The following is a 13,863-nucleotide window of genomic DNA, read 5'->3' as shown; positions in this document are numbered from 1 at the left end:
ATTGCTTGATGGAAGGTGAAGTTATTACTGTTTGTTTTAAGTAGGTATTTTAGCTTTTGGTAAAATCGTTTATTTATTTGAGTATTGTGTAACAATTAACAAAACAATATCATAGATAATTATTATTCGTCTTTCCATTTCTGAAAAATCTTTATCGTATTTCTAAACCTAGAATTAACATTGAATTCTTCTGGATTATTATTAACAATATCGAAAACCACATCTCTATACTCAGTTTTCCAATCTCTATCAGAAATATAATTATGTAAAACACAATAACAAAATCTGTCTAAAGAATTTAGATAGTTTTCAAATGACGTACTAAACTTATCACTTAAAATTTCAATAGTTGCTTTATTTAATTTTTCCTTAGTTTTTTTTAAAGTAATTGGATATTCTCGTAATTGAAAACTAGCTTCATCCCAACTAACTTTTCTTCTAATCAATTCATTTTCTAATTCTAAGACGGTCATTAAAGTTGAATTTCTGAAAGTTTCATTCATACTATTCAATTGCTTATTTATTTGACTAATTTGCTTGTACACGAAATACAATGCTCCCATAGCGACCAATAATGATACAATTGAACAAACAGCATTAATCCAATCTACAGTATTTGATTCCATTAATTTTTCAATTTTGCTAATAGTTTTTGAAGAACGATCTGTGCTTTATTAGAATTTGAAATTGAGTTTCGATGATCTTGTGATTTTGGTATAGCATCATCTCCATACATTTTGAAGTACATCATCACCTGTGGCAATGATATTCCGTTAGCTTTCAATTTAGGAATTACTTCATCTAAGATTTTGTCGATTTCTTCATTTGAGTTTGCATCACTTAATTTACTCAAATAACTTTTAATTATATTATCTTTCATTATATGATTTTATTTAATCGGTTATAAAAAGAGAGGACATTAAATTCTCTTAAACCTTTCTTTCTTAGAATCCATAAATATAAAACAAATACCACATTCAAACACTACGGTTTCCCGTAATCACTCATAAAAACCACCAACAAATTTTGAAAACCTCAACATAAACTAAAGATTTTTAAATAGTATCGAAATGCGATTCAGAATCTTATTATATTGATTTTCAATGATTATGGGAAACCGAATCAAGTTCGGTTTGACAAAAATTCGACTTTTTAGACAGCCTCTAATTCAGCTAAATATTTTAAATGCGTTACTCCATAACTTTTCAAAATAAAGCTTCAAACAAAAAGAGAACCTTCTTTAAAAAGATTCTCTTGTTTACTAAAAGAAAGCGTTCACTTTCTTCCCCTTTTTAAAAACTTAATGTCGGTTGATGATGTGTGCTTTTAAAAATCACAATTATTTTTAATTAATCCATCACTTTAGAAAGCTTTACAGTTTCGCCGCACATATCACTTGTAATTTTGAAAATCACATCGCCTTTTTTTCCTTTACTTGCCCAATGCACCGTTTTTCCAACTTTACACGAAATACTCGTTTTGCTTCCTTTATTCAAGCTTACGTAACCACTTCCTGTGTAGATAGAAATTTTGTTTTTGGTGTCATTTACTAATGAAAAACTACTTCCGTAGACTTCTTCCGTTGTGTCAATTTCCGTAGTTGTCGTTTGTGTTACTTCCGAAAATGAAAGTATGGAGAGTAAACTGATGGCAATGAGTGTTAGTTTCATAAAAAGCTTCTATTTTTTGTTTCGATATAAATATACTTTGTATCCAACTATAAAAGTGAAATAAACTTCTGAAACGCTCGTATTACTTTCTGAATGGTCATTTTATATAAACAATCGGATTGTAGGCTTTACAATCCGATTGAAAATATAGCTAGCAACGTGAGTTCGACATAAGTTTACTCAAAAAAAAATTGACCACATTTTCGAAATAAACAATAAGTATCTCATTTTCATAACGTTATTTTCGTTTTCTTTGCTCGCACAAAGAATACTGAATCAAGTTCAGCACAGGCGTCAACAAAAGAAAGTGCGCTTTTCCAGAGGTATTTTTAGTTTTTCTTTTTGAAAAAAACTAAAACCGCATGAATTTTTCTAAATTTTCTCCAAGGATTCGAAAATTCTTAACGAAAAATCCCTGCTATACTGCGGAAAAGACAAAAAAAAACACTCTAAAATTTTAGATCGAACTCAGGTTAGCAATACTAGCAATAATTGGTTCAGGGTAATATTGTTTAAACTATTTTTAAGTTTCTAAGAGCATTTTTTGAATGTTAAAAAAACCCTGCAAGCGTGCTTATAACTCACAGGATTTATACAATAAAATAAACTATAAATTATTGTTTTATGAAACGCTTGGTGATTTGTGCGCCTTGATCTGATGTAATTTTTAGGATATATATTCCTTCAGAAAGGCGTGAAACATCAATTGTTTTTAAATTAGTTTGTAAAACGTGTTTCCCTAATAGGTTGTAAATCGCAACACTTTCTACAGTAGTATTCGTCTGAATATTAATAAAACCTGATGTTGGATTTGGATAAAGTTTGATTTCATTTTTACTGAACTCAAAATCAATTGTGCTTAACGTTGAAAAATTATGACTTGTCGTTCCTGATAAACCAGAACCTACGGAGTCTACAACTGGTGTAAACATTGCCATTCCATCATCTACCATATCGGCAGACATAAAACTTTTTAAAGGTGTTACTGACGTAGCTAATGGAGAATCGTTTGCCAATAAACTAATCGTCCCTGGAGCCATTGGCGTATTCATTTGAATTGTAACCATAGGAGAAACTGTTCCCGTTGATGGCGCTGGCAATGCAATAGGACTTCCTAATGTTTCTGTAATTAAGTAGCCGTCAATAGTAGGCTCTCCAACATCATTCCCATTAAAAAAAGTGCCACTAGCTCCATTTCCTAAAGATGATGTTATACTCGCCGTTTCACCATCTGGAAGAATAATGGTAAAACCATAACTTTGTACAGATGTGGCAAAATTAGAAGCACTTGCATTAGGCACAGCAGAAATTGTATAACTATAGTTTCCGTTGTCTACTAATGTATATGTGTAACCGTCTTGAGCATTTACACTGTTCGAGAATAAAGTAAATAGAACCGTAAGTGATAGTATTGAAATAATTTTTTTCATAATATAATTGTGAATCTATGATTTAGTTTTCTGGTAATTGTTCTTGAATTTGATACGTACTAAAGTTTAGAAAGTTTCCTGGATGCGCTAATACATTTTGAAGAATGAAAGGTGTATCAGGTGTAGTTCCTGTGTATTGTGTGTTACTGTCCATATTTATGTCATGCGCATTGTATCCATCTAAAAGATACGTAGGAAAATTAAGGAAGTTTCCTGAAGCATTTAATACTTCCGATAAAACACTTGGAGCATCTGGAGTAGTTCCCGAATATTGTACGATGTCATCACCATTTACATTTCCTGCCCACATGGCAACGACACCACTTGGCATTCCAAAAGTAGTTTGCGAATTGCTACCAAAAGTGATTTGATTGTTTGCAACCGTAAAGTCTACCACAGTAGTTGTTCCGCTTAAACTAATTGTATTATTTGTCATAATACCTAAATGGTTTCTATGCTTAATTACTATGTAATAATTACCTATTGTTTTATTAAAGACTAAAGATGAAATTCCGTCTACTCCAACAACATCACCATCACGTTGTACTAATGCCGATTGCGAATCTACAATAGTTGTATTGGTTGTAGCGTCTCTTAGTTCTACCCAAACCCAATCTACAATTGCATTAGTTCCTGTTACTGCAAAAACAGTGGTATTACACGTTGCGCCATCTGCATAAGGAGATGTTGTAGCAATTAAATTAGTTACACGCAAATCATCTCGCATTAAAGTTTCTTCTCCTGTATTAGGGCTTAAAGCAGCTCCTTGCAAATATATTTTTGGACTAATAACTAAATTTAAGTTTACATCATATTCAAACGCTCCCATATCTACCGTAGTATCTACTGTACGTGTATTTCCGTTTAAATCTTCAACTATAGTAACTGGTAAAGAAGCATTACTTCCTGCGTTTATAGCTGGCGAACTTGCTTGTAATGTATAATCGTTATTTAAGGCATCCATAAATAATGGATCACTATTAGCTCCTCCTATCATTCCAAGTTCAACAATACTATTGTTTACCACAGAAAAAGATGTTGTAATTGCGATAGGAAAACCTGTACCAGATCCATTTCCATAAATAATACTATTTTCAATAGTACTATTTGAAGCCTGAATCATCGTTATAACATTATCATTAACTCCTACATTATTAGACAATGTTGAGTTGATCATTTCAAATTCTAAGGCTGTAGCATTTCCTCCTGCGCTAGCACCTAAATATAAACAAGATGAATTGTTAGCAGAAGTATTGTTGTAAAACAAACTATTTACGATAGATCCTTTTGCATAAAGATTGTACTGTTGAGCTCCCGAAAACAACATTGCAGCTAAATCTTGAGAATAATTATCTCTAATTATACACGATTCAAAATCTACATCATGAGTTAAGTTTGAAACTCCACAAGGTGTAAAAGCTGAATATACAGCAACACTAATACCTGAATTGTTTTGAAGTATACAATTTTTGAATTGAGCTGTTAGGCTACTACCAGAAACATATGGATTAACATAAATGGCTCCTCCTCTTAAATCATAAGATTGGTCTATTGCTGGAGTTGAACAACTATTATTTGCAGTACCGTTTGCATTCCCACTTGTTATTGTAAAACCATCAACTACTATATTTTGGGCATTCCCTCTAATGGAGACAACATGATATGAATTATCTTGCCTTGTTGTTTCTGTATCAAGAATAGTAGCATTATCATCTCCATTTAAATCACCAGATAATAGTGTAATATTCGCTTTTGGATTTCTTGCTGTAACAGTCGTTTCTGTTCCATTAAATCCGCCATAAATTTTTGTATCATTTAAAATCGAAAAGGTTGCTTTTCTTGTATCTGTATCGGCAGTACTTGGAATATAATTACCATCTGCTACCCATATAGGTCTTAAATTGCTTGCTAAAAGAAGTGCATCTTCTAGTTTTGTAAAGGCATTCGTCCAAGAAGAACCATCATTGGTTCCCGATGCATCTTTATCAACATATAACGTTGGGTCTACAGTTGTAAAGGTATATGATGCAGCTCCTCCACCTTGCGAAGAAATACAAGAAGCAACTATAACAATATCATAAGCAGTATTAGGAGTTAATCCTGAAATTGTAAAAGGATTACTAACACTATAAATTGCTGTTCCTGATGAAATTGGTTGACCCGATTCTACATATAAAATATCCCAAACAGATTCATCACCGCCAGCTGTCCAACTAAGGTCTATTGAGGTAAATGAAACATTCGTTCCGATAACATTTGATGGAGTACCACTACAATCTAAATTTCCATATTCAAAAGCTCCCATATCAATTATAGAATTCACATATCGAGCTCTAGCATTTAAATCGTAAATAATAGTACTAGAAATGTAACTGTTCATACCTGTATCTATAGCTGGAGATCCCGTTTGTAAAAAAAATTGATTCGCTGCCGAATTAGCAAATAACGGATCTACATCTGTTGCGCTTTGTTGCCCACCTTCTACAATACTATTAGATATTACAGAGCCAGAAGTTGTAATTGTAAATGGTGTTGTACTTCCATTAGCATGAATAATAGAATTTCTTATTCTACTGTTTGATGCTTGAGCCATTTCAACAACACTTCCAGTAACACCTATGTTATTTGCAAAAGTTGAATTAATGACACTAACATTCATTCCAGAAGTATTTCCACCATTCGTTGTACTTGCAACTAATGACAAACAAGATGAACCATTTACAGATGTATTATTATAAAATAAGCTGTTCGTTATTGTTCCATAAGCATTATATCCTTGACCTGTAGATCCGTGATATTGAAACGCTGAAGAATTTAAAGAGTAATTATTTTTAATTATACAGTTTGTAAAATTCCCAGTAAAGTCTCTACTCCAAGTCGCGGCGTTTAAGGGGCCAAAACCTGCAAAAACACTATTATTTGTTGCTGAATTTTTTTCTAAAATACAATTTTGAACCGTTGCTGTTACATCTTCTCCTGTTACAACTGGGTTTAAATAAATGGCTGCTCCTTTTGAATCTGAAAATTGTGTAAGAACAGATCCCCAAGTTACTGTACCTCCGTTAGCATTTCCTCCAGAAATTGTAAATCCATCAATTAACACATCACTAATATCTCTTCTCAAACTCACAACATGATGAGCATTGTCTTGTCGAGTAGCTTCCGTATCGGTAATAACATCATTATCATCTCCATTTAAATCTCCGCTTAGTATTGTAAGGTTTGCTTCAACATCTCTTTCAGAAACACTAGTTTCAGTAGCATTAAATCCTCCATAAACTTTCGTTCCTGTTAATACATTAAAAGTTGCCTTTCTAGAATTTGCATTTGCTGTAGTTGGAACATAAGTTCCTTGAGCTACCCAAACTTGATCATTTCCTGTAGCAATCGCTAGAGCGTCTTCCAAATTTAAAAAAGCATTACTCCAAGTTGTACCATCATCTGTTCCTGAAGCCGCATGATTCACATAAATAATACTTCCACTTAATGTGGTGAAATTTGTTGCTAAAGTCCAAGCAGATTGAGTACCATTACAATTCCCTTGTACATACACATCATAAGATGTATTCGTGTTTAATCCTGTTATCGTTTGTGTGTTTCCTGAAATGTTAGTGATGTCTGTCCCTAAAGAAAAAGGGAATCCAAATTGCACATATCGTACTGTTGTATCTGTTGAAGTAGATGTCCAAGATACCTCTGCTGCGTTTGGAGCAATGTTATATACAGAAACATTTTCTGGCAAGCAGGCAAACCAATATTCGCTTTCTAAATTTGTAGTTGAAGTATTTGCGTAAGTAGTTAAACTTACAAAAAGAAATAAGAAAAATACTTTTGTCTTCATTATGTATAATTTATAGTTTATGAAGGCTAAAATATGTAGTTAACGGTCTGTATTTTGTTTCATCTTCTGAAAGTCAGTTTTGAACTGCTAAACCGTTATCCAATGTTTTGAACAATGGCTAAAAACTCTTCTTTTTTGTCTTTGGAGATAGAAACCGTTTCGTTATTATCCATGACAATGTAACCGCCATCTTTTTTGATGTATTGTTTGATGTGTTTTAGATTGATGAGATACGAACGATGTGGCTTGTAGAAGGTGCTTATTTTTTCGAGCAACGATACAAAATGCTTTAACGGTTTACTGACTAAGATGTCAGATTCGTTGAGTGTTGTAATTTTAGTATACATTCCGTCCGCTTTTAGTAAGATGATTTCATTGAAGTTTACAAATTCGAAACCATCAGCAAATGGCAATCCAATTTTATTAAAATTAGACGATGCTAAACTTTTTTTGAGCTCTTCTAGTTTTGTATTGATTTGCGATTTCCCAATGTGTTTTACCGCTTTTTCAACCGATTCTTGCACTTGCGTTGCACGTACAGGTTTTAGTAAGTAATCAATAGCGGAAAGTTGAAATGCTTTGATAGCATATTCGCTATACGCAGTTGTAAAGATGATTTCGAAATTAAAATTGTCTTTTTCTATAAAGTCTAAGATTTCTAAGCCAGAGTGTTGTGGCATTTCAATATCTAAGAATATAATTTGAGGTTGTTCGCTTTTGATCAATTCTATTCCTGAAAGTAAATCTTCCGCTTCAAATATTTCTGTGATTTTAGGACAGTTTTCTGATACGAGAACACGCAACAAGTTTCTTGCTTTTCGTTCGTCGTCTATGATGATTACTTTCATGATTCTTGTGTTGTATAGTTTGATGAAGCCGTTATGTTGGTTGCCGGAATTGTAATGACAACTTTGGTTCCGCTTGGCTCTTTTGTATGTGCGTCGTATAAATCTTCAATGGAAACTCCGATACGTTTTCCTTTTCCGTAGTTGAGTAAATCCAATCGATCTTGCGTTGCTTGCGTTCCAAAAGATTTGTGCATTTTGTCTTTTTTTATTTTGAGTTCCAACGCTTTTTCTCTTCCAATTCCATTGTCTTCAATTGTACAAATAATAGCATTTTTTTTAGGAACTGTTTGTAGCGAAATTGATAATAATCGGTTGTCTTTTTTGTGTAATAAACCATGTTTGAGCGCATTTTCTACATATGGCTGAATCAACATCGTTGGAATACTAAGTGATTCTGTATCAATGTTTTCATCTATGTGAAATGTATAAGATAATTTATCTTCAAAGCGTAATTCTTCTAATTCTAAATACATTTCCAAACAATCTATTTCATCCTGCAAAGAAATTGCACCTTTGTTACTGTGATTGAGATATGTACGAATTAAATCGGCAAATTTCCCTAGATAATCGCTTGCTAAGTTTTTTTTGTTTAGGATGATGTATTCCTGAATCGAATTCAATGCATTGAAGATAAAATGCGGATTCATCTGCGAACGTAAATTTTCTAGTTTTAAGAATACCAATTCGCGTTCTTGAGCTAATTTTTCGAGTTCTTTATTTTTTTGCTTGTCACGTTTTTTGAGAATATTTCGGTAATAGAGAATGATAAATAGTAACGCTGACAAAACCGAACTTATAACAAACCAAGGTCTTTTCCAGAATGGACTTTCTATTGCAATTTCAATGGCTGCAATTTCTGACTTTCTGGCTAAAGAAGTAGATTCTGCAAGTACTTGAAACGTGTAGTTTCCGACTGGCAAACTATTGTATTTTACAAAATCGATACCTTCATCAACAGGAATCCAATTTTCATTAAACCCTAGCAATCTACTGTAATACCGAATGTGTTCTTTGGATCTAAAACCATTGGAATTAAAGCTTAGTTTTATTGCGTTTTGAGAATGTGGTAGTGTATATTTTTCTTGTAATAGTGTATCTTTTTCACTGATTTGAATACCTGTAAAGTAAATCTCGGGTTTCACTCTTTGTTGAAATGCCGTTTTCCGATCAATCGAAAATATACCTTTATTGGTAGAAAATATAACATTGTCTTTAAAAGGAATAATTCCATTAATTAAATACGTGCTTATTCCGTCACCTTTAGTTAGTATTTTAAACGTTTCTGTCTTAGTATTTAGCAATTGAATTCCTTTATTGGTAACAATCCAAAGTGAGTTTCTGTCTCCTTTTATTTTTTGAGTAAAATTTGAAGCCAATCCATTTTCCGTAGTATAATTTACAACAACACTATCATTTTTAATACCATATAAACCATCTTTAAATGTAGAAACCCAAATAGTTCCGTCGTCGGTTTTTGTAATACTAACGGAATGAATTTTTTTTCCTTGATAGCGAATTATTTTTGCGTTAAATTTTGAATCATATTTTACCAAATCGTCCACGTAAGAGACATAACTATTTTTACTGATGGTATCGTGAAAACCAATATATGCTCGCAAAAATTTTAATCGGGAGTCTACTTTTCCATTTTCCACAACAGAAGCTCCTTGGTAATTAGCAAGAAGAAACGTGTTTTTGTTTATATATGATATACTTCTTGCATTGAAAAAATCACGGTTTGTTGTGATGGTTTTTGTCTCAAAATCGTATATAACTCCTTGATCTTGTTGACTTATGTACATCTTTTTGTTGCTTTTATTATAAAAAGCCGCTTGTACAGGCGTATTCTTTTTTAAATCAATCAGCGATATTTTATTAGTTTCAATATTGTAAAAACCTGCATCTCCAGTTGCAGTTCCAAAGAAAAACGATGCTTCATTTATTTTTTCGATGTATTTAAAACCTTCAATACCATCTTGGAGATTGTAGTTATTGTTGTTGATATTTGGAATGACAAATACACCATTACGAAGCGTTGTAACCCAGTAATTTTCGTTTCTATCTACGACTACTTTTGAAACATATTCATTTTTGAAATACCTGTTTTTATAAACTAAATTCCCGCCTTCCATACTATATACCCAAAGTCCGCTAGAGGATGAGAATAACATTTCGTCATTATAAAAACTAATCGCAGCTATATTGCTGTTTTTTAGTGCTGCTTCCAATTCAATTTCTTCGTACTGACCTGAATTCAAATCAAATAGATATAGATATGATTGGCTATTTCTATCCATAAATTTTAAATATGTTTTCCCTTTGCTTCCAGTAATTAATGGCGATCCTATACTTCGTTTAGATAAGTCGTCATAAATAGCTTCTGAAGTAATTTTTTTGGTTATATTTAATTCTAAATCTAATGTAACAATGCTTTCTCCAGTAGTTACGTATATTTCATTTCCATATCTGTAAGGACTTCCGATTAGGGGATTTCCGATTTGTATACGCGTATCAATTTCTCTTGTTTTTAATGAAATTTTATAAATTGTTTGATACGTAAATACTAATAAGTGTTTATCTGTAACGATGAAACTTCCTAGTCGCCCATTAATTTCTTTTTCTAAATCAATAAAGGTGATGAGTTCATCGTTTTCAGCATAAAAAAATTGTCCTGAAATGTTACAACACCAAACTCTTCCTTTGGAATCTTCTTTGGGTTCAAAGACTGATAAACCCCTTTTTTCCTTGTTTGTATAGATTTTGAATTGATTTCCATCATACCTGTAAAATCCTTTATTGGCAGCCAGCCAAATGAAACCTTTGCTGTCTTCCGTCATATTGTAGAACTCAATATCGGGTAAACCATCTTTTTCAGAAAACTGCGTATATATTGGATGTTGCCCAAATGCAACAGTAGCAAAAAGCAATATGAATAGAAAATGTAGTTTTTTAATCAACGTATTTAGAATTATAACTCTCAAAATTACAATTTTAAATAATTGATTCAGTTACTTTTTTTATGAAAGCAGTGTGTGAATTGCTGAAAGTGAAGTATTGCTGTCTAAATTTACTTTTTTTTGAAATTGAATTTTCTGAAATATTTATGTGGAAGTTAACGCTACTAACGTGAAGTAATTGTCTTTATTTAATGATTAAATCTTGAAAACCTTTTGTACTATATGTTTGCATGTTTCCTTGTTCATCTTTGCTCACAATATATGCATCTACATCTTTTAGTTCGCTGAGCAATTGCTTTGTTTTTTCATAAGGCATCACCATAAAAGCGGTTGCGTATGCGTCTGCTTTCATGCAATTATCTGCTACGACAGAAACACTCAATACATTATTTTTCATTGGATATCCTGTTTTTGCATTTAGGATATGTACATAGTGATCGCCAGTTATTGGATCAATTCTGAATTTTCGGTAGTTTCCAGAAGTCGCCATTGCTTTATTTTCAAGCGTAATGTATTCTATATATTGACGTTCTTCTTCATCTTGAATTGGACTGTCTATACCAACAAACCATTTTTTAGATTTGCTCGTATTTATTCCTTTAGTTAAGATTTCGCCACCAACTTCAATGATGTAGTTTTTACTTCCTTTTTTATCAAGCATTTCTCCAATAAGGTCAATTGCGTATCCTTTTCCTAAAGAATTAAAGTCAAACGTCACTGAAGGATGATCTTTTTCTACTTTTCCTTCTTTCGTAACGCGTACTTTATCAAATCCTGTAAATAGTAAAATACTGTCTACTTGCTGTTTGTTTAGATTATTGATTGGTTTTTCTGGGCCAAATCCCCAAGCATTAACCAAAGCGCCAACACTAGGATCGTAATAACCGTCTGTTTTTTCGTAGACTTCTCTTGAAAATTCATAGACTGTTTTAAAATAATCATCAATCACAATATCCTTTTCTCCTTTATTGATTCTGGAAATATCCGAAGTTCGTATGTAGGTCGAAATTGATTGATTCACTTCAAAAAATACATTTTCAATATCGTTTTTATAATCTTCTTTTTCATCAAAAATTTCATACTGAATAGAATACGTAGTTCCCAATGCAAAACCCGTATTGGCACGCATAATGACATCTTTTGGCTTGTCTGCGCAAGATGTTATAAATAATGCAATACATACGTACAATGATATTTTAACTGCTTTTATATTCATGTAATTTGAATTAAACCATCGTAATCTAAAATGTATGGCTGATCTTTTAATACTTCTTCTAACGGATTGTCTGCATTTCCGAGTCCAACACCAGCAAAATACAATTCGCCTTCAAACTTTTCTACGTGTTGTCGGAATGTTTCCATCCAAACGGTATCGTATTCTTTAGGATCTTCAGGATACGTAACTGCTTTTACAAGTACGAATTTCTTTTTATTAAGTTTATCAATACAGACAAATTGCGGATGCTTTTTCAGTTGACTGTTTACCGCCAAAAATTCATATCCTTTTTCTTCCAGTTCTTTTCCTACGATATTCATCGCAAGATTGTGGAGTTCTTGTTTTGTTAGCTTTTCCATTAGTAGAAATAATAGTTCAATACGAATGAAAGTATTGATGTATTGATAGTGCTTTTTATTGTTTTATTTTTTTGCGATAAACCTCAGCAACATACTTTATTTACTTAAGAATTTACAACCGTATAAAGATACTTTAATTTCAGATAACACAATATTTACAAAAGCTTTTGAATGCAAAAAAAGATCGTCTACTTTACGTAAACGATCTTTTTATATATTTTGAATGAAGTTTTTTTATCCTCCGAAATCATCAAATCGGATATGTTCATCCGGAATTCCGAAATCTTCTCCCATTTTTTGAACTGCTTGGTTCATTAATGGTGGTCCACAGAAGTATAATTCAATATCTTCTGGCGACTCATGATGATTTAAATAGTTGTCAATTACACAGTTGTGAATGAATCCTACAAAACCATCTCCTTCATCATCAATATCTTTTTTAACTTTCCAATTATCTTCTTCTAATGGTTCAGATAATGCTAAGTAGAACTTAAAGTTTGGAAATTCTCTTTCTAATTCATAGAAATGATCTAAGTAGAATAATTCTCGCTTAGAACGTCCTCCGTACCAATATGTAACTTTACGACCTGTTCGTAAGGTTTTGAATAGATGATACAAGTGTGAACGCATTGGCGCCATTCCTGCTCCACCACCAACATATAACATTTCTGAATCAGACTCATTGATGAAAAATTCACCGTAAGGTCCTGAAATTGTTACTTTGTCTCCTGGTTTTTGTGCAAATATGTATGACGAAGCAATTCCTGGATTTACACTCATCCAAGCATTTTTAGCTCTGTCCCACGGCGGCGATGCAATACGAACATTCAACATAATTTCGCGACCTTCCGCAGGGAAAGAAGCCATTGAGTATGCTCGTTCTACGGTTTCATTGTTTTTCATCACTAAAGGCCATAATCCGAACTTGTCCCATTCTGCTTGGAATTTGTCTGGCGTTTCATGCTCTTCAGGATGCGCAGTAATGTCCATGTCTGCGTATTTTATCTCACATGGAGGAATTTCAATTTGAATATATCCACCTGCTTTGTAACCCATATCTTCTGGAATTTCTACTACAAATTCCTTAATAAATGATGCTACGTTATAGTTACGAACAACCGTTGCTTCCCATTTTTTAATTCCAAATACTTCTTCTGGAATTGTAATGTTCATGTCTTGCTTTACTTTTACTTGACAAGCTAAACGTGCTCCGTGTTTTAATTCTTTACGTGTAAAATGCGGAACTTCAGTTGGCAATGCTTCTCCACCACCTTCTAATACGTGACATTCACATTGAATACATGTTCCTCCACCACCACAAGCTGATGGTAAGAATATTTTTTCGCTACTTAACGTAGTTAAAAGTGTACTTCCTGAAGCCACTTGAATTTCTCGTTCCCCATTGATTGTAATCATTACAGGTCCTGATGGAGATAGTTTTTGCTTTACAAATAGCAATAGAGAAACCAATACTAACGTAATTAGTAAAAAGGCTGCTACGGTTGCTATTACTGTTCCTAATGTACTTGCTGCTAATATCAT

Annotated in this window: 10 protein-coding genes; all 10 read right to left on the bottom strand. The window is 32.7% G+C overall.

What is annotated here, in order from left to right:
* Nucleotides 1-122 precede the first annotated feature (122 nt).
* Nucleotides 123-626: a hypothetical protein gene (locus IMCC3317_RS19135; protein ID WP_160131088.1), complete on the bottom strand. Its 504-nt coding sequence runs from the start codon at nt 624-626 to the stop codon at nt 123-125.
* Nucleotides 626-880 (bottom strand): hypothetical protein, encoded by a 255-nt coding sequence (locus tag IMCC3317_RS19130; protein ID WP_160131087.1) that lies wholly within the window; start codon nt 878-880, stop codon nt 626-628. Before IMCC3317_RS19130 ends, IMCC3317_RS19135 begins: the two co-directional genes overlap by 1 nt.
* A gap of 469 nt (nt 881-1,349) precedes the next feature.
* Nucleotides 1,350-1,670 carry a hypothetical protein gene (locus IMCC3317_RS19125; protein WP_160131086.1) on the bottom strand — a complete coding sequence of 107 codons (321 nt, stop codon included), beginning with the start codon at nt 1,668-1,670 and terminating at the stop codon, nt 1,350-1,352.
* A 614-nt stretch (nt 1,671-2,284) separates the two neighbouring features.
* The gene (locus tag IMCC3317_RS19120) at nt 2,285-3,100 is read right to left on the bottom strand and encodes a T9SS type A sorting domain-containing protein (RefSeq protein WP_160131085.1); all 816 of its coding nucleotides are present in this window, start codon (nt 3,098-3,100) and stop codon (nt 2,285-2,287) included.
* A gap of 22 nt (nt 3,101-3,122) precedes the next feature.
* Complete coding sequence (locus IMCC3317_RS19115) at nt 3,123-6,941, bottom strand: beta strand repeat-containing protein (protein ID WP_160131084.1); 3,819 nt, start codon at nt 6,939-6,941, stop codon at nt 3,123-3,125.
* A gap of 95 nt (nt 6,942-7,036) precedes the next feature.
* On the bottom strand, nt 7,037-7,789 hold the full coding sequence (locus IMCC3317_RS19110) for a LytR/AlgR family response regulator transcription factor (protein ID WP_160131083.1): 753 nt from the start codon (nt 7,787-7,789) through the stop codon (nt 7,037-7,039).
* Nucleotides 7,786-10,770 carry a sensor histidine kinase gene (locus tag IMCC3317_RS19105; protein WP_160131082.1) on the bottom strand — a complete coding sequence of 995 codons (2,985 nt, stop codon included), beginning with the start codon at nt 10,768-10,770 and terminating at the stop codon, nt 7,786-7,788. Before IMCC3317_RS19105 ends, IMCC3317_RS19110 begins: the two co-directional genes overlap by 4 nt.
* A 160-nt stretch (nt 10,771-10,930) precedes the next feature.
* A complete protein-coding gene (locus tag IMCC3317_RS19100) occupies nt 10,931-11,962 on the bottom strand; it encodes an FAD:protein FMN transferase (protein WP_228054852.1) in 1,032 nt (343 codons plus the stop codon).
* Nucleotides 11,959-12,321 carry a Na(+)-translocating NADH-quinone reductase subunit F gene (locus IMCC3317_RS19095; RefSeq protein WP_160131081.1) on the bottom strand — a complete coding sequence of 121 codons (363 nt, stop codon included), beginning with the start codon at nt 12,319-12,321 and terminating at the stop codon, nt 11,959-11,961. Before IMCC3317_RS19095 ends, IMCC3317_RS19100 begins: the two co-directional genes overlap by 4 nt.
* Nucleotides 12,322-12,555: 234 nt before the next feature.
* Nucleotides 12,556-13,863: an NADH:ubiquinone reductase (Na(+)-transporting) subunit F gene (gene nqrF, locus IMCC3317_RS19090; RefSeq protein WP_160131080.1), complete on the bottom strand. Its 1,308-nt coding sequence runs from the start codon at nt 13,861-13,863 to the stop codon at nt 12,556-12,558.

The sequence above is a fragment of the Kordia antarctica genome (genome assembly GCF_009901525.1).
In the GTDB taxonomy this organism is placed as follows: Bacteria; Bacteroidota; Bacteroidia; order Flavobacteriales; family Flavobacteriaceae; genus Kordia; species Kordia antarctica.
The sequence above is the reverse complement of the archived record's forward strand: the minus strand, read 5'-3'. Positions and strand labels throughout refer to the sequence as shown.